This window comes from Streptococcus sp. 9.1(2021) (assembly GCF_030466425.1).
GTDB lineage: Bacteria > Bacillota > Bacilli > Lactobacillales > Streptococcaceae > Streptococcus > Streptococcus wuxiensis.
This window is the reverse complement of sequence record NZ_JAGQFU010000001.1, coordinates 468160-489689: the sequence shown is the minus strand read 5'-3', so window position 1 is coordinate 489689 and position 21530 is coordinate 468160. Positions and strand designations below refer to the sequence as shown.

Below are 21530 nucleotides of genomic sequence, written 5' to 3'. Positions count from 1 at the left end.
AGAAAAACAGACACCGAAGTAAGATGTCTGTTCTCCAATCTATTTTAGATTATTGTTCTTAAAAATACATACTAATTCTTGAAGAATAATCCTTTGTAAGTCTTAGTTTTACTGGGGGTTCGTGGTATAATAGAATTATTACTACAAAAATTAGGAGTTATTAAGATGCTCAACTTATATTGTGATGAGTCTTGTCATTTGGAAAATGATGGTGAGAGTGTAATGTTAATAGGAGGGATTTCTTGTCCAGACTATGTAAGGAATATTGTCTATAAGGAGATAAAAGAAATAAAAAGAAAACACGGTATTTCTTCACGTTCTGAAATAAAGTGGAGGAAAGTTTCAAATTCTAAAATTACCTTTTATGAAGATCTTGTAAATTATTTTTTTGATAATGAGCATCTTAATTTTAGAGTAGTTATAATAGACAAAAATAAATTAAACCATAAGAAATATAATCAAACCCACGATGATTTTTACTATAAGCAGTACTTTTATTTAGTAAGAAAATTTCTCTTTGAGGATGATGTTAACGTTTTTATAGATATAAAAGACACAAATAGTATTTTAAAAGTTAACAAGTTAAAGAATATTCTTGAAAACTGGAAGCAGTCACCCAAACATATCAAAAATATTCAACAAATTCGCTCTCATGAAAACTCAATAATGCAATTAGCTGACCTATTGATAGGGGCAGTAGCTTATAAAAATAGGAGCTTTGAAAGTAGTTTAGCTAGAATCAGGCTAAGTAATTTAATCTCTAATAGAGCTAAGCATGAGTTAACAACGAATACAAAGTATAACGCAATAAAATTCAATATTTTTAAAATGGAGTTAAGTGATGAGCAGTAACGTAACAGATTTTTGTCCTATCCTTCCTCCGAAGATAACACTTGATCAATTTAATGGTGACTATGCTCTTTATGATGATTTTTTATATGAGAATGTATTTTTAGAGCAATTGTTCAACTTCAAGATAACTTTTAGAGGGAAATTTGTCGAGTTAAAGTCGTATCCGTATTTTGAAGGTAAAGAAGATAGTTATTTTCATCTTACCTGTAAAAATTTTGATATAGATTCAGAAGAACGAGAACCTGATTTAAGAAGGAGCGAAAGATTATGTTGGTTAAGACCTGCAATAGAAACGGATCATAACAAGATTTGCAAACAAGATTGTTTCTTAATATATGAACGACCGTATAAAAAATCTAATAGAATATTTTTATTAGATCCAGTAGATCGCTATTTTATTGTACTTGAAGAAAGACCTAGTTACTATTTATTGATAACAGCATTTTACATACACTATGATAATGTACTTCGAAAGAAACTGAAAGAATACGATAAATATAAAACTAACTGAGAAAAACAGAAAACGTCCCTATGATTAGGGACGTAATCGCAATCTCCTTCAACAACTTGGTCGATGAGTTAACTATATTATACCAAAACTATAAAATATTGCAAGTATTTAATTAACAGACAGCAATAATTTCAGAGATATTCTCCCAAATGTCCAAATGGATATCTCTATTCCCGCATGAAATTTATTTACAAAGAGTACATTATGGACTTACAAGAACTTTACGACAACCTATCAACTGAGTTAAACACTCTTGGTATTCGGTTAGATAAAAATATTTACCAAGGAATGCAAAAAGAATCGCTAAAAGGATTTCTTAGTGACTTTGAGAAGCCGGTGTATTAGGCACACCTTTGAAGTCAACTCAAGGATGTAGAATCTTTGGATAGCTATCAGAGATTGTTAGATGGGACTGATGACCGCCAATCTGATTATGTTAAGCAATCCATTCAGCGCTTTTACACGGAGTTTGTTGAATCAATCAGGGATGAATTATATTAAAGAACACTGATGACAAAAAGTCTGGCAAATTCCTTGTCAGACTTTAACTATATGATTTTAGTAAAGTATATTCTCACTAAAATTCAGGTTTAATAAATTTCCAGTTTTCACTTTGATAGGGTAGACTTTAGGATATTTTTGTTCCAAAAAAAAACTAAAAGTTTATGTACAATTGATTTAACTAGAGCTAAACCATTGATAAAACTGAATTAGAAGAATAAAGTGCACTCATTAAGTAGTGTACTTTATTTTTGTTTTGTACATTTTTTGTTGATGGCTTAATCAATACTACATCTCTATCAGGCAATTCAGACTCCATTTAGTCCTCTAAAACCCATGTTGAGTGTGTATCTTTGCTGGTAAAAGCTTAGAAACCTTGTAGCGAAGTAATAATGAAAAGCCTTTATTATAAAGGTTTTTCATATTCCAATAAAGAACTTGACATTATTAGTTACTTCCACTACAATAGAATTACATACCATTGGTATGATAGAAAGGGACTGGAATGGCAAGAAATAGAAACTCACATGAAACTAGACAAAAAATACTAGAGGTCTCTAAAAATTTATTTTTAGAAAAAGGATTTGATAATACGTCAATACAAGATATCATAGATGGGTTAGGTGGATTAACAAAAGGTGTTATCTATCATCATTTTGAGTCTAAATACGATATACTGCAAACAATCATTAGCGAAAATAATCAAGAAATTTTAAATTATAATTGGAGAGGAAATACTGGGTTAGAAAAGATACAAAATTCTTTGATGGACTCTTTCTCTAATTTTGAACACCAAAGGCTCGTTTACTCTGCCTCAATCATGCTTAGAAGTCCACGTTTGTTAGGAGAGCAGTATCTAGGTCTATTTTCTGATTTTTTACCCGAAATTAGAGAAAAAGTTTACGAAGGAGTTGAAGATGGGTCTATTAAAACAGAATATCCAGAAGAGCTAGCAGATTTAATTGTTTTAACTCTAAATATTTGGATTGGTTTTCAAATTTCCGTTTTTTCATTAGTAGAATTAAAGCGCAAAATGAATTTCATTAAACTTACTTTTGAAGGTCTAGGGGTACAGTTAATTTCTGATGAAATGATGGAGGTGATTTTCAACTTATTTGATCACTTAAAAAAATAGTAAATAAGTAGTCGCATGACATTCTTGTTAATACTAATTTCTATTTATGTATTATCAATTGAATAAACTATATTACATAATTTATAATTTAAAAATAACACACTTAAAGTGTGTTATTAAAAATCCACTATACATACCGTAGGTATGTTTATTTTTCAGTGTAGCCATACCGATAGTATGTATGGTGTAATTGTCTGAAAAATAAGCTAATTTTTAAATATTTGTTGAGATTAGTTTGAATAGTTTACTCTTTATTTACACTTTGGAGGAAAGAATCTATGTTATCGCTTATTAAAATTGAATTAAATAAAATTTCTAAACCTAAATTATTTTTAGCCTGGTTGTGTACTATTTTTATAGTGTTAGGCATTACAGCAATCATTATTATGGGTTTAGGTACTGACAATAAACTAGGAGAATTCGCTGGTCAGGATTCTAATGTTATTAGAGTTACTGGTAAATGGGAAGGCTGGGCAATTGTAGCTTCATTGTTTTCATCTTTATTTACAAAAGCAGCATTTTTGATTTTCGAATCTTATTTATTATCTACGATTATCATTGATGAATTTAAACGAAGAACAATTTTTCAGTTGTTTTCTTACCCTATTTCTAAAATAAAGTTACTATGGGGAAAAATTCTTTTAGTCATCCTAATATCATTTATTGCCCATTTTTCTGCACATTTAGTTATTCAAATATTCATTAGATTCATGGCTGTTGTAACTGAATCTAGTTGTATCCCTGTAGCTAATCAATTAATTAACTTAGCTGGAATTACGTTTGGAACAGTACTAATAGGGTTATTACCATTTGTTTTAGGTATGATTAAGCATTCAACAGCTATAACAATGCTTACAGGACTTGGTTTAGCAGCATTACTTTCGAATGCCAGTCCAGGAAGTTTATCTAATAATATTGCTGATAACTTATTCTTTTTGATATTTGCAAGTTTCATAAGTTTAATGATTACTTCATTTTCAATTTATAATATTTCAAGACAAGATATTAGTATCAAGTAGCATAGCTGAATTTAATTGAAGGAATGTGATAATTCCTTGATGATTTCTATAAAAAAAGAGGCTGTATAAGTTGGTATTTATGCTCCAGGAGAAAAATTCTTTCATTTAAAGCTGGATATAGAAAGAGAGATAGAAATGAGAAATATTGTTGAAATAAAAGAAGTTTTTAAAACAATTGATAAAGAAGAAATTTTAAGTGGTATCAACCTTCAAATTGCTGAAGGAGAAATCTATGGTTTTTTAGGACCGAACGGTGCTGGAAAAACAACGTTAATGAAATGTATGTTAACCTTATCAACAATTACATCAGGTAGTATTGAAATTTTTGGGAAAAATCTACAAGAACACAGAGAAGAAATCCTAAGTCAGATTGGAAGTATTATTGAATCACCAATTTTTTATGATAATTGCACTGCAAAAGAAATTTTGGAAATTCACGCTCAATATATGGGGAAAAATATTATTGAATCAGATATAAAAAAAGCCTTAAGAATGGTCGGCTTAAAAAATACGACTAAAAAAGTAAAAGATTTTTCGTTAGGAATGAGGCAAAGGCTTGGTTTAGCTCGTGCCTTTCTAACAAAACCTAAATTGTTAATTTTAGATGAGCCAATCAATGGTTTAGATCCAATAGGGATTCAAGAAATTCGAAATCTTTTGTTGTCGCTTTCTAAGGAGCATGGAATTACTATTCTAATATCGAGTCATATATTATCGGAAATTTCACAGATAGCAGATAAAATTGGCTTTATCAAAAATGGAGAAATTGTAGAACAGGTTTCTATGAAAGAGATTAGGAGAGAGAATATTGACTTAGAAGAATATTTTATGTCACATTTTCTAAATGAAATTAAGAATTATGAGGTAGATTAAGGATGAAACAATTGATAAAGAACCATCAGAAGGCTTTTTATGCTTTCATGATATTTAATATACTGGTCCCTTTAACTAATATTGCTTTTGCTTATTCTATTAAAGGTATTATTGATAGTGGCATGTCCCAAAATAAAGAAGCCTTAACTCAAGCGGTACTAGTAGGAGCTACTGTTATTTTCATCTATGCAGCACTCAACTTTATATCTCTTCGATTGAGAAATAAACTTGTTAGGCAAATCATGTCAAGATACAAAAACAAGGTGTTCCAATCTATTTTAGATAGGGATTATAGAGACTTTTCTAAAGAAAAATCAGGGAAATTTATTTCCGTATTAACCGAAAATATGAAGAAAATTGAGCAAGATTATCTATACCAGTATTTTAATATTTCAAAAAACCTTTCCTTAATGATTTTTTCACTTCTAACTATGTTTATAGGTAATTGGTTTTTGACCTTATTAGTTATCATTGCTAGCATCATTCCGATGATGATTTCAGGATTTATTGGACAAAAATCAGCCTCTTTACAAAATAGAGCTATGGTTGCCGATCAGAAGTATTTAGCTAAGGTTAAAGATATTTTAGCAGGATTTCTTGTTATTAAAAGTTTTAATGTGAAAGATGCTATCTGTGAGGATTATAGTCATGAAAGTGAAAAATTTGATGAAATAAATTTTATAAAAGGGAAATTTGACGTTTTAACTAATGTTATTTCACAGCTTTCAGGGATGATTGTTTTTTTGGTAGCCTTTGGTGGAGGGATGTATCTCGTATTTAATAGCTCTACCACAATTGGGAGTGTAACAGCTATTGTTCAACTGGTCAATTTTGTAGTAATGCCACTGAATGAAGTTGGAATGGGAATAAGTAAATTTCGTGAAGGTCAGGCAACACTAGATGCATTTGAGGTAAAAGATGTAACTGAGCTTCAGACTGGTGAAACAAAAGAATATTTCGATGATGTTATTTCTTTTTCAAATATAGACTTTTCTTACCCTAATACTAAAGAAAAAATTTTTAACCATTTATCTTTGAAGATTCAAAAAGGAGAAAAAATTGCAATTGTTGGAATGTCAGGGAGTGGGAAATCAACTTTGCTCAATCTATTACTGCGTTTTTACGATGTAACAAGTGGGCACATCTCCATTGATAATATAGATTTGCAAGCTATTTCAGCAGAGAGCCTTTATAACTTAATGACAATTGTTCAACAAGACGTTTATATCTTTGATGATACTTTAAGAGCAAATATTACTCTTAATCAATCCTTCACTGATGAGGAAATAAAGCAAGCTGTACAGCAGTCGGGTTTAGAAAGTTATGTTTTAGAAAATGAATCTGGTCTACAAACTTTATGTGGAGAGAATGGCTCAAATCTATCTGGCGGACAAAAACAAAGAGTTAGTATTGCGCGTGCCTTGATTCGAAAAACACCAATCTTATTATTGGATGAGGCTACTTCATCTTTGGATAATCAAGTAACTACTGAAATTGAAAGTTCAATCTTGGATATTCAAAATTTGACTGCACTTGTAGTAACCCACAAGTTGAATGAGAACATTTTGAAAAAATACGATAGAATTCTCTTTATGAAAGATGGCGTTATTGTTGAAGATGGTTCTTTCAGTGATTTGATGGATAGGAGAGGTGAGTTTTATAAGTTGTTTGAGTTGAGTGTGTAATTCTCTTTCATTTTATAGTATAATTTTATAAAACACTCTATCCTTTTCGTTCTATAATATATAAGCTTGCTAGCACCACATGTTGAGGCGGTAAGTTTGCTAGTCAAGGAGTAAAACGACGAAGATTAGCATTTACTTCCGCCCATGCGATAGCTGTCCGTGATTGACAAGTGCTAGCACGCAGACAGAACGGAGATAGCGAACCGCTGAGTGTGTCGCTCTGCTCGTAAAAGCTTAGAAACCTTTGAACGAAAGGGATAATGAAAGCCTTGATTGCAAGGCTTTTTGCTTTATGGTGGGTAAGTATCAGAGTGAGAAAATTTTTGGAATGAGTAGAAGTGATAGCTAGAAATTATCAGTTTCTATTTCCATTTACCCTGTGGGTACGTGTTTGTTTCCATTGACAAGGAGTTTGTGGGAATAGAAATGTACCCACCTTGTTTGAATCAAGTGAAGTGTAGTTGAAGGAAATCTGTTGAAAGCAATACTTCATTTTACCGAATAAGTAATAATTTAGGCAACTTCAAATCGATTAAAAAAAACTATTTTAAAGGTTAAGAGTAGACAAAAATTGTCCACTCTTTTTTGCAAACTCAATTTATCAATAAATGAAATGAGGGAATGTAAAATGAAATATTTTGAGGTTGAGTTAGAAAATCCTGATGAATTTTTAAAACTACAAACAGAAGATTTTGTGAAAGCTAATCGCTTGCTACTAAGGAAGATAATCCAGAGCGTTACAGTCTATGAAGAAAACTTCGTCATATCCTTTAAATCTGGCATCGAATTGGAAGTATGAGTCTCATTCCATAACTTTTATATTGAACATATCATCTTGTTGTGTTATACTATAAATTGATATAAAAAAAGATGTAGGAGGAACCGAAACTATGACAGCCTCAATGCGTTTAAGATAAGCTGGCAATAAAAAAAGCAGAATCTATACCCGATGATAGGCTTTTTTGTTGTGCTTATTTATACGATATTGAGCATTCATTAGTTACGGTGAGGATATTGGTTATTTAACTATACCTTTATTTAACTATGTCTTTAATATGAATGTTTCCAAATTGTATGTATGCAGACCAAAAGCCACATTGTGGGGTTTGGCCTGCATTTTTTATTGCCTAGAATGCTATTCAAAATAGAAATTCAAGCAAAATAATATGCAGGAGATAATATAAATGGAAAAATACAACAATTGGAAACGAAAATTTTATGCAATATGGGCAGGGCAAGCAGTATCATTAATCACTAGTGCCATCCTGCAAATGGCGATTATTTTTTACCTTACAGAAAAAACAGGATCTGCGATGGTCTTGTCTATGGCTTCATTAGTAGGTTTTTTACCCTATGCGATTTTGGGACCTGCCATTGGTGTGCTAGTGGATCGTCATGATAGGAAGAAGATAATGATTGGTGCCGATTTAATTATCGCAGCAGCTGGTGCAGTGCTTGCTATTGTTGCATTCTGTATGGAGCTACCTGTCTGGATGATTATGATAGTATTGTTTATCCGTAGCATTGGAACAGCTTTTCATACCCCAGCACTCAATGCGGTTACACCACTTTTAGTACCAGAAGAACAGCTAACGAAATGCGCAGGCTATAGTCAGTCTTTGCAGTCTATAAGCTATATTGTTAGTCCGGCAGTTGCAGCACTCTTATACTCCGTTTGGGATTTAAATGCTATTATTGCCATCGACGTATTGGGTGCTGTGATTGCATCTATTACGGTAGCAATTGTACGTATACCTAAGCTGGGTAATCAAGTGCAAAGTTTAGAACCAAATTTCATAAGGGAGATGAAAGAAGGAGTTGTGGTTCTGAGACAAAACAAAGGATTGTTTGCCTTATTACTCTTAGGAACACTATATACTTTTGTTTATATGCCAATCAATGCACTATTTCCTTTAATAAGCATGGAACACTTTAATGGAACGCCTGTGCATATTTCTATTACGGAAATTTCCTTTGCATTTGGGATGCTAGCAGGAGGCTTATTATTAGGAAGATTAGGGGGCTTCGAAAAGCATGTATTACTAATAACAAGTTCATTTTTTATAATGGGGACCAGTTTAGCCGTTTCGGGAATACTTCCTCCAAATGGATTTGTAATATTCGTAGTTTGCTGTGCAATAATGGGGCTTTCGGTGCCATTTTATAGCGGTGTGCAAACAGCTCTTTTTCAGGAGAAAATTAAGCCTGAATATTTAGGACGTGTATTTTCTTTGATCGGAAGTATCATGTCACTTGCTATGCCAATTGGGTTAATTCTTTCTGGATTCTTTGCTGATAAAATCGGTGTAAATCATTGGTTTTTACTATCAGGTATTTTAATTATTGGCATTGCTATAGTTTGCCAAATGATAACTGAGGTTAGAAAATTAGATTTAAAATAAACAATATTGGAGGAATATTTATGTATCTTATTTTCATGTAACTCTTCCTGCTAAAATCGCAGGGTTTTCCCTGCATACAAGCAAATGAAAGCATGCGATTATAGACAGGAGGAAATGTTATGGAATTAATATTAAAAGCAAAAGACATTCGTGTGGAATTCAAAGGACGCGATGTTTTAGATATAAATGAATTAGAAGTATATGATTATGACCGTATTGGTTTAGTAGGAGCAAATGGTGCTGGAAAAAGCACTTTACTCAGGGTACTTTTAGGAGAATTAACTCCCCCAGGATGTAAAATGAATCGTCTGGGTGAACTTGCCTATATTCCCCAGTTGGACGAAGTAACTCTGCAGGAGGAAAAAGATTTTGCACTTGTAGGCAAGCTAGGTGTTGAGCAATTAAATATACAGACTATGAGCGGTGGTGAAGAAACAAGGCTTAAAATAGCACAGGCCTTATCGGCACAGGTTCATGGTATTTTAGCGGATGAACCTACGAGCCATTTAGACCGTGAAGGAATTGATTTTCTAATAGGACAGCTAAAATATTTTACAGGTGCACTGTTAGTTATTAGCCATGACCGCTATTTTCTTGATGAAATAGTAGATAAAATATGGGAACTGAAAGATGGCAAAATCACTGAGTATTGGGGAAACTATTCTGATTATCTTCGTCAGAAAGAGGAAGAACGTAAGAGCCAAGCTGCAGAATACGAACAATTTATTGCGGAACGTGCCCGATTGGAAAGGGCTGCGGAGGAAAAGCGAAAACAGGCTCGTAAAATAGAACAGAAGGCAAAAGGTTCTTCAAAGAAAAAAAGTACTGAAGACGGAGGGCGTTTAGCTCATCAAAAATCAATAGGAAGTAAGGAAAAAAAGATGTATAATGCTGCTAAAACCCTAGAGCACAGGATTGCGGCCTTAGGAAAAGTAGAAGCTCCGGAAGGCATTCGCAGAATTCGTTTCAGGCAAAGTAAAGCATTGGAGCTCCATAATCCATACCCTATAGTCGGTGCAGAAATTAATAAAGTATTTGGGGATAAGGCTCTGTTTGAAAATGCATCTTTTCAAATTCCGTTAGGAGCAAAAGTGGCGTTAACTGGTGGTAATGGAATCGGAAAAACAACTTTAATCCAAATGATCTTAAACCATGAAGAAGGAATTTCTATTTCGCCTAAGGCAAAAATAGGTTACTTTGCACAGAATGGTTACAAGTACAACAGTAATCAGAATGTTATGGAGTTTATGCAGAAGGATTGTGACTACAATATATCAGAAATTCGTTCAGTGCTAGCATCTATGGGGTTCAAACAGAACGATATTGGAAAAAGTTTATCTGTTTTAAGCGGTGGAGAAATTATAAAATTGTTGCTTGCTAAAATGCTCATGGGTAGATATAACATCCTAATAATGGATGAACCCAGTAACTTCCTTGACATACCAAGTTTAGAGGCTTTGGAAATACTAATGAAGGAGTACACCGGAACTATCGTGTTTATCACCCACGATAAACGATTACTCGAAAATGTAGCAGATGTAGTTTATGAAATTAGAGATAAGAAAATAAATCTGAAACATTAAATTTAAGGTAGTCGCTGGTCAGTATAGTCTGTTCTGGTTGGCGACTCCATTGTTAAAGAGTATAAAGACTTTAGATTTTATGAATATTAAAAATAGGAACAGTCAATTGAACTGCTCCTATTTTTCTGCTAAATATATTGTAGTTTTCTTATATGTATAATGATAGATTAGCGGATTCTCATCTACGGTACTTACTTCAAATATGAAGAAGTGATCGCGGTTATCTCTGGACTTTTCCTTATTGAGGACAAAGTAATTCTTACGTGAAGTCGCCATTGTTTTTAGGATATCATCAGTTAGGAAGGTCAATGGAATATTCATGTTAGAGTAGCGGTAGAAGTCACGTTCAAAATCTTGGTAGCTCTCGCTATAATAGTCCATTTGTAGGTGATTACGCTGAAACTCAAGCTGATTCATAGAGCACCTCCTCGACAAGTTCAATACTAATAATGTCTTTTAATTTCAAATTGATGTGACCTGTTGTAGTTTTTATCAAAATGAAATCTTTGGTCAGACTTGGTATTGTTCCAGTGTAGGAAACACGCTTGTTTTTTTCAATCACTTGAATGCGTGTGCGTAGCTGCCCGGCGTATACTTGACTGAGGAGTAATAATTTCTTCTCTAGTGATAAGTCAGACATGTACGTTACTTTGTTTGTATCATCAGAGAGTGCTGATGCATGTTCAGATAGGAAAAAGCCCATCCATTTTTGCATCTTTGTATCCTGGTACTCTCTTGCTGATTGAAATGGTAAATATGAACGGTCAATCATATCAAATCCTTTCTATGCAGAGGCAAGGGTATTTTTATCAAATTGAATCGTAAAACCTTGAATTCCCCCACCTGTGTAACATTCTTTAAAGCGATTGATTACCTCAGTATAGATTATCACAGATGAGCTTGTTGGCTTAATGCTAAATGTAAATTCCAATGGTAATCGGTTTTCAGATTTAGCATGTACTAGTCGTATCGATATTTCAGTTGTTTTGAGTTTTCTCTGACGAAGTTTTGAAGTTGCTGTTTCAACGATTCCATGTAAAAATCTTTCAAGCATTTCAATATCATTACATCCTTTGCTACGGATTTCTGAAAATTGTACTGTATTTTTTTCTTGTTTCATTTTAATCCCTCCAATCCACCCGCGGAATGACCACCGATAAGTTTACTGCGTTCAATATTTCTGGAACCTTCAGTTAGGACGGTTCCTTTTTGTATGGCTAAAAAACCAAACTGTTCTCTGACAACATCAATAGCTGTCTGAAGTCTATTATCTTTTTCAATTTGTTCTACATCATCAAAGAGTGATAGTAGAGTATAGCTTTCATCTACGAAGCCACTATAAGATACACCAATTTGTCTCACTGCACCAGAGGTGTATTTTTTCGGAATAATACAAGTACATGACTCACCATTGTTTTGGGGAGATTTGCGGGTTCAATTTTATTCTGAGCATTTATAGATTTTTTCATCTCAGTCCTAGAATAGCCAATATGAATAGAAACGACAGTAGTCAATACTAGGGCTACTGTTCCGTTCCACAGTATCATTTAAAAATCATTTTCACACCCTTTCGTCTATTAGTATAGAAGAAAGCTCTCAGCACATGAGGAGAAATCATGAGGGATATTCTCAGTTGAATAAGTAAGAGTATAATCTACATCTCCAAAGTAGGAGTGGCCAGTTCCAGCAGAAAGACCTTCATAGGTTTTATAACTGAATAGATCGACTACTTTGTTGTCGAATTTTTCCTGTTCTTCAAGTAATCCTGAGGAATAGACGACAACTTTAAAATCAAATAAGCTAAAAACGCTCTAAAATCATTAAATTGATATAAAAATGTTTTTTATTGTCAAAATATACAATTAAAAAAATTTCCAGTTTTTTTAAAATCACTATCTCAGATGACAATTTAATCAAAATATGATATAATACAGAAAAAGTAAAAATAACAAAAGTAACTTACAAAAGTAAAAGAAAAAAAGTAAATAGATAGCCACGGCGGATATTCCTTTCATTGTTTAGAAGGAGTTGCTGTGGTTATCGTTGTTGCTGAGCTAATTAATTGCTCTTATTACTTAGATGAAGTTACTTTTGTTATTGAATTAATTCAAATAATAATAACGATCAATGAAAGTACTCATCGATATTCCCTTTATGCAGTTTAGAGCACAAAGGAAAATGGTACTGATTTGATCGTTTTTTTGTGTATTGACATCCTAAAACCCAGTCAGAACCTTCAGTCATATTAAACAAGGAGATAACATGAGATTTGTTGTATATAAACATTCACTAGTTTTAGGTGATAACAACATCGTGACAAAGCAATTTATCGTTCTGAAGCACGATGACGGCAACTTACAATTTACTGATTTTCATCGTTATGTTAAATCTACTTCAAGAATCAAGTCTATTTCAGATGATGGGAATAAACGCTTTTCTTACGTTGTTAAGTTTCTAAATTTTATATTTGGTACTTCTGGACTTAAAAGTATAGATCAACTTACACTTGAAATGGTTAGAGAATTTTTTACGCTTTATGGATTATCTCAGTTACCAGGAGATAGAGAAAAAAGAAAGAAAAGCACCGTTGAAAAATGCGTAAATGCAGTTCTTGACTTCTTAACTCTTTATTTAAGTGAGCGAGAGGGAAAGGCTAAGTTAAAAGCAGAAGAATTGTATTCTACGACAACTTTTACGAATAGTAGAGGACGGGTTATAAAACGTAAAGAACCAAATTTTGAAATATACGTAAATGATAGCAACACTGAGAAAGCTATTTTTCGTGATATGCCAAATAGTGCTTTTGAGATGTTATTTTCTCACATAGCACACTATCATAAAGATCTACTCATGGTTGTGGCCTTGGGAGCCTTTGTTGGCTTAAGACCATCAGAAGCATGCAATGTAAGACGTGAAGATAGTCCTCTAGGGCCAGGTATTTTGTTTCACCAAAGTGATGGGCAAGTATTTAAGATTGAGATCGATCTACGAAAAGAAATACCTCTCCGAAGCGATTTAAAGCCAACTGGACGGATTAAAAAGGAAAGACTTCAAGCAGTACCTTATATCTTTCTGGAGGTCTTTTTAGACACTTATAATGACTATATGACTTATCTGGAAGGTAAGAAGTATGAGAAGGATTATGGACCTTTAAATCTTAACAGACGAGGAAAAGCATTATCATACGATGTATACTATCAACGATTTCGTAAGATTATTCGCGACGAAATGATCCCAATCTTCTTAAAATCTGATGATGCAGAGGTTGTCTTTTTTGGGCAGCTTTTGCAGGAGCATAATATTTCCCCACATATTTTCAGACACTGGTACACGACACAGTTAGTATTATCTGGGGTTTCTGAAATAAGTGAGCTTATGTCAGCAAGAGGTGATAAATCGCCTGAGAGTGCTTGGGTTTATCTACAAAACAAAGGAGAAATCGCAAAACAATATGGTCAAGTTAATAATGGTGTTTTTGACTATATGAATTGGCGAGCAAATGAACTTTTTGGTGATAAGTTAGAAAGGTAATGTATGACTTATTCAATTAAATCTTTGATCGAAAATCTGTTAAGTGAACTCGGAAAAAACGATATACAGTATAAAGGCAAAATTAGTAAGTTTTTAGTTGATAACAATTGGTTTAATATTGAGATTGATTTGGATAACTATTCTATCTCAGATAAAGATGCTCAATTATTAATAGAAAAAATAACCAATTATCTTCTTGGACCAACTGGTTTAGCAGGAATTCAGCCTATATTTAAACAAAAATTCCCATTAACTTACAAATATTTTCAGCAATACTCAGAAGATAGCAACTTATCTAAGGAAAACATGTTTTATGTTCAAGATTTTCTTGCTTTTTATCTTAAAAGAGATTTATTTCTCTGTAATGATAATGAGATTGAATTGTTGGTTGAAGAAGCAGTATATGCACTTGAAAAGCAAAAAGGCGAAGTTTTTATTGATTTTTTAAAGTGGTTAATGAATAAAATGAGATGTAACTATCACAAAAGATATGAATTTACACCTCGATACACATTAGAACAGGAGACTAACGCTTATGAGTTAGACGAATATTTAGAATTACTGTATTTTCTTTTTAATGACAATTACATTAGAAAAGAAGATATGCTTTATAAAGCAGCAATCTCAAAAGACTACGCAGATACCTGGCTATTTCTAGCACTTCATTTTATATGTGCGCTACGTGGAACAGATTTAGAACAACTTGGACATCCACAACTTCCTAGAACACCGAAAGAAGTTCTAAAATCAGTTAGAAGTGGTAATTGGAGTAGCAGTGAGGCAAGAAGAACTCTTTTAAGTATTACAACTCGTTTAACTTATTTAAATATTACTCCAAACAAAACAAAGCGAACTAAAAATATTAGTCAGATTAAATTTCAGGTCCCTGAGAGTTGTCAGGTATTGATTGGAACGTTGTTGGCTATCTGTGAAGCTCATTATCAGTTGAATAAAGATAATAATGATGAACCTTTAATTCGACAAATAAAAGAATATAAACGAATTAATCGATATATGGGGAAAGAAATTGGAGACTTATTTCTTGAAAGGAATTTTAGTTCTAGATCTGCAAATAAATCCTATCTTCAAACTGTTGCCATGTTAGCAGATGATGTTTTGCAAGAAAAATCTGAGTTAAATATTAAAGGCTATTTTTTAGCCGCATTAGCCCGTAGCCATAAAGGTTCATTCGATGAATTTGCACAAACTACAACAACGTACCTAAAAGATGCCCAACTAAGCCAGCTTAAACCAGAAATGGTTGCGAGAGAACTATTTGAACGAGGTGTTTTATCTATGATTCCATCAATGATCCTGACGATTGTAACTAGAGGAAAGTATAAAGAATTAAGTCCTAGTCAACAGACTCAGATGATTAAACAGTTAGATTTGACACCAAATGAGATTGAAAAAACATTGGCTTTAAGCATTCAGGCAGAAGTGAAATCGCAAAAGGCATTAAAGATTTTGGTAGAAGAAGAAGCAGAGCCTAATCAACTTCTTACTATTTGTCATCGTATAGGAAACGGTGAAGCCTTCTCAAAACAAGGTGAAAGCATGTGTCTTTTATCTGCGCTTGGAAAGATTTGTCCATATGACGATAGGCAACATTGCATCGGTTGTCATTATGAATTACAAACGAAATCTACTTTATTGTTATTAGTAGGAGAATTCAATCGTTTGAACAAACAATACTCTAGAGTTCGAACTGATTTAGAAAAAGGTAAAATTCGGAGTATTTTAGAAGAACAAATAAAACCTTGTTTAACTGAAATGTTGCAAGCTTTATGCGAGCAATATGGAGATGACGTGTTACATGATTACGAAGAAATAATAAAGGAGTTAATAAATTGAACAATCAAGCTAAACTTTTTAAAATTGAAAATTATTTTGAAACTTTTGACCGTGATTGTGTTCTGCGAGCAAAAGAAGTTTTCGATGACTATTTTGATAAAGGAATTATTCTAAGTTACGATTTTGATCATAAGAAATGGGAAACTACAAATGAATATGCCAATATTAGCCTGTTTTTTAACATTTCTGAATTTCAATATAGGAGATTTTATCAATCATTTTTTCAGTTGTCTTATAAGGAATTTATCAATTACTTAAAAAGTTTTATTGTTTTCTCAATGAAACAACATGTTTTAAAAACTTTACAGCTATTTCTAATGGATATTAAACAAATTATTAAAAATACAACCAAAGATACGTTTTTAGATTTAGAAAATATTTCTGTAAAATTTCCTGGTTTATGTATTGACTTTTTCTCAAATCTTCCCTGTTCAGATGATAGTCAACTAAATCAACTATTGGAGCAATTAGATAATAAATTAACTATCAACCTTCAAAAAAAGCAGAGGTCAAAACAGCAAAGACAATTAGCGCAATTTCAATCCTATTTTACTTTTAATGACATTTTAAATGATTATTGGTCTCAAACATTATCTAAGAAAGAACGTCTATTTTATTATCCATTGTATCTCTGGTGGCAGATTACAGCAATTTTACCTTTAAGGCCAAGAGAATTTCTTTTAATACAAAGAAACTGTTTAACCGAGAAAGATGGAAAATATTTTCTTACATTAAGGAGAAATATAATCAAAGGAAGGGATCGACTTGTTGCACATAAAATTTCTGAAGATTATACTTTGAATACTTATGAAATTACTAATTCATTAGCTTCTGAAATAAAGACTTACCTCAAACTTACGGAAAATAATAATTCTACTAAATTAGATACATTATTTGTGACTGATCCTCATTATAACCGTTGGGGTCGTCGAACAGGTGTTAATAACCGATTTTTAACTTACACTAATCTCAATACTATTTTGAGGTATTTTTTTAATGAGATTATTTCTCAAAAATACGGTTATCAAGTTAATTATTTTAGTTTTCCAGCTAGATTAGATGAAAACGAGATTAATTTGATTCATATTGGGGATACGAGACACATTGCAATGATCAATTTAATTGCAGAAGGGGCTAGTCCTGTTACAGCTATGCTTTTAGCTGGTCATGAAGATGTGACAACTTCATCTCACTATTTTTCAAATTTAAGCCAATTTATTGAATGTCGTAGTTATCAAATGTATCGTAAACTAACGAGTAAGAATACGAATTACACCATAAGTAAGAGACAGCCATTTTATACAGCACAAGGACAATACATCACTTTAGAAAATAAAGGACGGTGTTACTCACCCCGCTTTGCGAAAGGTGATTATTCAGATTGTCTGAAAGTTATTAGTGAGCATGCAGAACTAGGTGCTTGTACGAGCTGCCCTTTTTACCGTAAAGCAGGTAAAGATTATTTTTCAATGGATAAAACATTTAAAAAGTCAGTTGATGAAAAAGCTATGGTTGTAGATGAAGCGATTAGAAAAGTTAGGCAAGGGAAAGGTCATATTGAAGATATTGGAGAAGCTTTGTTGAAATTAAAAACAGTTAGCAATACCTATCAAGATTACTTAAATGCTAAACAACTATCTTTAGAGGAGAATAAGTCTAATGGCTAGAAAGAAATCAATTTCTGATGATGAATTGATTCATTTGTTTGAACAGTATTTAATTTCCCAGTGTTCCTGTGATTTAAGCTTGGTAAAAATCCCTCGGTTTGGTGACTATGTTAGGAATAATGGCTATCAAAATGTTGCGGATACAACCATTAGACGTAATAAAAGATTCAGGGATTTTTTAAAAGAAAGTGAAATTAAATACCAAGATGAAAATTATGAAGCTGTAATTACTTATAAGACCATAGATCCTGACAATTTTATGGCAAAAAATCGTGCTCCAGGTGCTATGAAAAGAGCATTGGTGGAAATTAGCCAATACTACAAGAAAATAGCAAACATTGCGGCCAGCTATAAACAAGAAGCAGATAAGTTACGTAGTTTAAATTCTGAACTACAGTCAACTAATGAAGATTTAAAACAGAAGCTACAAAGAGAAAATGAGTTAAGTGATGAGAATCAAAAACTATTACAAATAATCAAAACAAGTGTCTATCCAGAAATTGCGAATGAGCTTTTAAAAGAAGAAGGATTGTTAAAATATTCTCAAAAGGTTATCAGTGAGGATTTCCTAGCAGACAATATCATCACCGCTGATTCAGAAATAGATTTTCATTCTGGTGGTCTTATTGAACAAGAAAATCCTCAAAAATCAACTAAAGTGGTTTCTATTAAAAACTTACTAGACAGCAAAACTAATTATAAATGAGGAAAGAAATGAACAAGAAAGTTAAAGATAATCCAGCTATTTACATGTACTGGGATCAAAAACGAAATGTTCTTGACCCCAAAAAATTATCGTCAAATAGTTTAAAATATGCCTATTGGTCTTGCCCTTATTGTCAACACCATTGGGAAGCGAAAATCATTGATGTGCAGCTTGACAGTTATGAATATCTTAGGTGTTGCCCCCATTGTGGATTAGGTGAACGTTCCATTGATGAAAATGAGAGCGTCCTTCAGGTTTATCCCGATTTCAGAAATTATATAAACTACAGCATTGAGCGAGATGAAGAATTAGATGAGAAACTTCTTACCTTGCCGTTCAATAGTAAAAGAAAATTCAATTTTAAATGTCCGACGTGTCAATTAAGTTGGAAAGATTCTGCGACAAATAAGAGGTTATTTCAACTAACAAGTGGGGATTTATTTCATTTTGGCTGCAATGAAACTTCCTATCATTGCGATTACAAATCAATTTATCCAAATTTAGCTAAAATCTATAGCGAACATTTAAACAAATTTAAATTTAACGAACTGAAGCTGAGTTACAATATAACAGTACCTATCCATTGGGAATGTGATAAGTGTCATTGCAAATTTGAATTATCTATTGATAGATTATTGAACCGAATTAAAAGAAGTGGTCATTACTGTTTGGAGTGTCATTCTTCATTTGAAGAGTTATTGGATAAAGATTTTGATGTTTCTCCTCTATCTTTTTTAAATTCTTCCATGCTCAAGGAGTGGTCTAAAAGGAACAATAATACACCTAATCAAGTTGATGTATTATCTAATGTTCATGTGTTATGGGAATGTACGAATTGTCACGGAGAGTATTCATGCTCACTATTTGAAAAAACAGATAGGTCTTGTCCATTTTGTTCAAATAGAGAAAAACTTCAGGATTTTAATACACTAAATGAAACACATCCCTATTTGAGGGAATTTTGGGACCTCAGTAATGAAAGGGATTTTTCCGAATATTGGTTTAAGTCAAATAATGTAGTTAGTTGGGTTTGTCCTTGTTGTAAAATCAACTTTCAATGTAGCCCAGCCGAAATGATCAGTCGAACCGATTTAGAAAATCAAAACTTTCAAACATGTCCCAATCAATGTGACTGGAGGACTGAGGTATTTAAAAATAATATTTTCCTTAAAGAACCAAAACTCATCAAAGAATGGAGCGATAAAAATAAAATTCCTATTCATTTATCTCAGACAACAATAGAAACGAAAAAATATTGGTGGGATTGTTCAAAGTGTCATGGGACATATTTATGTTCTATCCCAATTCGAAGAGAAGTTTCTCAGTGTTGTCCTTTCTGTAACAACGATAAGCCTCTGAATGGGTATAATACATTTGATTATTTGTACCCTGAACTAGCAAAATTGTGGGCACCAAATAATAAAGTCTCAATAGATAGTTTTGTTCCATTATTAACTGAAAAAAGGTTTTATTTATGGCGCTGCAAAGAATGTAACTTCGAATTTCATGAGCGCTTCAGCATTATATTAAATAAGTATTTAAATTCCGAGACAAAAGATCTTAAAGAAATGTGTCCATTTTGTGCAGAATTAAAAGAAAGACAAGATAATATCTCATTTGAAGATTTGATGAACGAGTGGGACTATCTTAACAATCTTATTCTAGGGGATCCAGAAAGAATCCCAAATAATACGCAATTAAGATTTTGGTGGATTTGTAAGAATAATCCAGAGCATCGTTATAGAATGGCTATTGTAGATAAGATTGCAAATGTAAAACGATCTATCGAGCCATGCATATTTTGTAAAGGGCGTAGACGAAAAAGAGAACATTTTGTTCCTTATAGGAAAATTTAAAAAACAGGTTCAAATTTGAACTTGTTTTTTATCATAGATTTTTATAAAGTACATTATTTTAAAAGATTGTATTTTTAGTTTTCAAGTAGATAGTGTACAGAATTTTAGTATGCGAAAGATTTAGTTTTCACGGGAATAAAGTACATTATTTCGAGAAAAATTTTTTCCAGTTAACGCTTTTCTCCTCTATAACATCTTTCCGAAAAACTATAATTTTCTTGAAAAATATACATGGGTATGCTATACTACTAGTATAGCAAGATTTGGAGAAAAACATGAAACGCGAGATCTTATTGGAACGAATTGATAAACTTAAACAAGTTATGCCCTGGTATGTTCTTGAATACTATCAATCGAAACTGGCTGTTCCATACAGTTTTACGACCTTGTACGAATACTTAAAGGAATACGATCGATTTTTTACTTGGGTCTTGGAATCTGGTATATCGGATGCTGACACCATGGCTAATATTCCCTTAGACGTTCTGGAGCACATGACCAAGAAAGACATGGAATCTTTTATTCTTTACTTACGTGAACGTCCTCTGCTCAATGCCAATACGACGAAAAATGGTGTCTCTCAAACAACCATTAATCGTACACTTTCTGCACTTTCTAGTCTTTATAAGTATTTGACTGAGGAGGTTGAAAACGAACAAGGTGAACCTTATTTCTATCGCAATGTCATGAAGAAGGTTGCTACCAAGAAAAAGAAAGAAACCTTGGCGGCCCGAGCTGAAAATATCAAGCAAAAGCTTTTTTTAGGGGATGAAACAGAAGGTTTCCTGAACTATATCGACCATGAGTACCCTCAAACTCTCTCAAATCGCGCCTTATCTTCATTCAATAAGAATAAAGAGCGTGATTTAGCCATTATTGCACTCCTTCTTGCCTCTGGTGTCCGTCTTTCTGAAGCAGTTAACCTAGATCTTCGAGACCTCAATCTTAAGATGATGGTGATTGACGTCACTCGAAAAGGTGGAAAACGAGACTCAGTCAATGTTGCTGCCTTTGCTAAGACTTATTTAGAGCAATATCTTGCTATTCGAGACAAACGTTATAAGACAGAAAAGACCGATACTGCCCTCTTCTTAACCTTGTATCGAGGTGTTCCAAACCGGATTGATGCTTCTAGTGTTGAAAAAATGGTCGCCAAGTATTCAGAAGACTTTAAAGTCCGAGTAACCCCCCACAAACTGCGCCATACTCTTGCAACCCGTCTATATGATGCCACCAAATCCCAAGTTTTGGTCAGCCACCAGCTAGGACATGCGAGCACACAAGTCACTGACTTGTATACGCATATAGTCAATGACGAACAGAAAAACGCCTTGGATAGTTTATAAAATACATAA

20 protein-coding genes are annotated in these 21530 nt (G+C 32.9%); 16 read left to right on the top strand and 4 right to left on the bottom strand.

Annotated features, from left to right (window positions below; genetic code table 11):
* Positions 1–165: 165 nt before the first annotated feature.
* From KBU52_RS02390 to msr(D), 10 genes are all read left to right on the top strand, one after another.
* Positions 166–852: a DUF3800 domain-containing protein gene (locus KBU52_RS02390; RefSeq protein WP_000933618.1), complete on the top strand. Its 687-nt coding sequence runs from the start codon at positions 166–168 to the stop codon at positions 850–852.
* The gene (locus KBU52_RS02385) at positions 842–1363 is read left to right on the top strand and encodes a hypothetical protein (protein WP_000097857.1); all 522 of its coding nucleotides are present in this window, start codon (positions 842–844) and stop codon (positions 1361–1363) included. The genes KBU52_RS02390 and KBU52_RS02385 overlap by 11 nt, the downstream gene beginning before the upstream one ends.
* Positions 1364–1540: 177 nt before the next feature.
* Positions 1541–1708, top strand: a complete 168-nt coding sequence (locus KBU52_RS02380) for a hypothetical protein (RefSeq protein ID WP_153299135.1) — start codon at positions 1541–1543, stop codon at positions 1706–1708.
* Between the two features lie 661 nt (positions 1709–2369).
* Positions 2370–2999, top strand: a complete 630-nt coding sequence (locus KBU52_RS02375) for a TetR/AcrR family transcriptional regulator (RefSeq protein ID WP_000113543.1) — start codon at positions 2370–2372, stop codon at positions 2997–2999.
* A 278-nt stretch (positions 3000–3277) separates the two neighbouring features.
* Positions 3278–4018, top strand: coding sequence for an ABC transporter permease (locus tag KBU52_RS02370; protein ID WP_000949747.1), 741 nt, complete (start codon positions 3278–3280; stop codon positions 4016–4018).
* Positions 4019–4153: 135 nt separating this feature from the next.
* Positions 4154–4891, top strand: a complete 738-nt coding sequence (locus tag KBU52_RS02365) for an ABC transporter ATP-binding protein (protein ID WP_001244586.1) — start codon at positions 4154–4156, stop codon at positions 4889–4891.
* Between the two features lie 2 nt (positions 4892–4893).
* Positions 4894–6576, top strand: a complete 1683-nt coding sequence (locus tag KBU52_RS02360; RefSeq protein WP_009731041.1) for an ABC transporter ATP-binding protein — start codon at positions 4894–4896, stop codon at positions 6574–6576.
* 628 nt (positions 6577–7204) lie between these two features.
* Complete coding sequence (locus tag KBU52_RS02355; RefSeq protein WP_000873143.1) at positions 7205–7375, top strand: hypothetical protein; 171 nt, start codon at positions 7205–7207, stop codon at positions 7373–7375.
* Positions 7376–7760: 385 nt separating this feature from the next.
* The gene (gene mef(A), locus KBU52_RS02350) at positions 7761–8978 is read left to right on the top strand and encodes a macrolide efflux MFS transporter Mef(A) (RefSeq protein WP_000417519.1); all 1218 of its coding nucleotides are present in this window, start codon (positions 7761–7763) and stop codon (positions 8976–8978) included.
* A gap of 119 nt (positions 8979–9097) precedes the next feature.
* On the top strand, positions 9098–10561 hold the full coding sequence (msr(D), locus tag KBU52_RS02345) for an ABC-F type ribosomal protection protein Msr(D) (RefSeq protein ID WP_000420313.1): 1464 nt from the start codon (positions 9098–9100) through the stop codon (positions 10559–10561).
* 117 nt (positions 10562–10678) lie between these two features.
* On the opposite strand, the gene KBU52_RS02340 is transcribed toward msr(D), so the two are convergent.
* The 4 genes from KBU52_RS02340 to KBU52_RS02325 are packed head-to-tail and all read right to left on the bottom strand — an operon-like array spanning position 10679 to position 11923.
* A complete protein-coding gene (locus tag KBU52_RS02340; protein ID WP_001072467.1) occupies positions 10679–10978 on the bottom strand; it encodes a DUF5960 family protein in 300 nt (99 codons plus the stop codon).
* A complete protein-coding gene (locus KBU52_RS02335) occupies positions 10965–11333 on the bottom strand; it encodes a hypothetical protein (protein ID WP_000567222.1) in 369 nt (122 codons plus the stop codon). The genes KBU52_RS02340 and KBU52_RS02335 overlap by 14 nt, the downstream gene beginning before the upstream one ends.
* Positions 11334–11345: 12 nt before the next feature.
* Complete coding sequence (locus KBU52_RS02330) at positions 11346–11681, bottom strand: hypothetical protein (RefSeq protein WP_000806926.1); 336 nt, start codon at positions 11679–11681, stop codon at positions 11346–11348.
* On the bottom strand, positions 11678–11923 hold the full coding sequence (locus KBU52_RS02325; protein ID WP_001813542.1) for a hypothetical protein: 246 nt from the start codon (positions 11921–11923) through the stop codon (positions 11678–11680). Before KBU52_RS02325 ends, KBU52_RS02330 begins: the two co-directional genes overlap by 4 nt.
* 900 nt (positions 11924–12823) lie before the next feature.
* On the opposite strand from KBU52_RS02325, the gene KBU52_RS02320 reads away from it, so the two are divergent.
* From KBU52_RS02320 to xerS, 6 genes are all read left to right on the top strand, one after another.
* On the top strand, positions 12824–14092 hold the full coding sequence (locus KBU52_RS02320; protein ID WP_006151645.1) for a site-specific integrase: 1269 nt from the start codon (positions 12824–12826) through the stop codon (positions 14090–14092).
* A gap of 3 nt (positions 14093–14095) precedes the next feature.
* Positions 14096–15946, top strand: coding sequence for a hypothetical protein (locus KBU52_RS02315; RefSeq protein ID WP_025197155.1), 1851 nt, complete (start codon positions 14096–14098; stop codon positions 15944–15946).
* On the top strand, positions 15943–17613 hold the full coding sequence (locus KBU52_RS02310) for a hypothetical protein (protein WP_006151537.1): 1671 nt from the start codon (positions 15943–15945) through the stop codon (positions 17611–17613). The genes KBU52_RS02315 and KBU52_RS02310 overlap by 4 nt, the downstream gene beginning before the upstream one ends.
* Positions 17606–18319, top strand: coding sequence for a hypothetical protein (locus KBU52_RS02305; RefSeq protein ID WP_006151858.1), 714 nt, complete (start codon positions 17606–17608; stop codon positions 18317–18319). The genes KBU52_RS02310 and KBU52_RS02305 overlap by 8 nt, the downstream gene beginning before the upstream one ends.
* Before the next feature lie 8 nt (positions 18320–18327).
* The gene (locus KBU52_RS02300) at positions 18328–20175 is read left to right on the top strand and encodes a zinc-ribbon domain-containing protein (RefSeq protein WP_006152013.1); all 1848 of its coding nucleotides are present in this window, start codon (positions 18328–18330) and stop codon (positions 20173–20175) included.
* Between the two features lie 275 nt (positions 20176–20450).
* Complete coding sequence (xerS, locus tag KBU52_RS02295) at positions 20451–21521, top strand: tyrosine recombinase XerS (protein ID WP_254724183.1); 1071 nt, start codon at positions 20451–20453, stop codon at positions 21519–21521.
* The last annotated feature ends 9 nt before the right edge of the window (positions 21522–21530 follow it).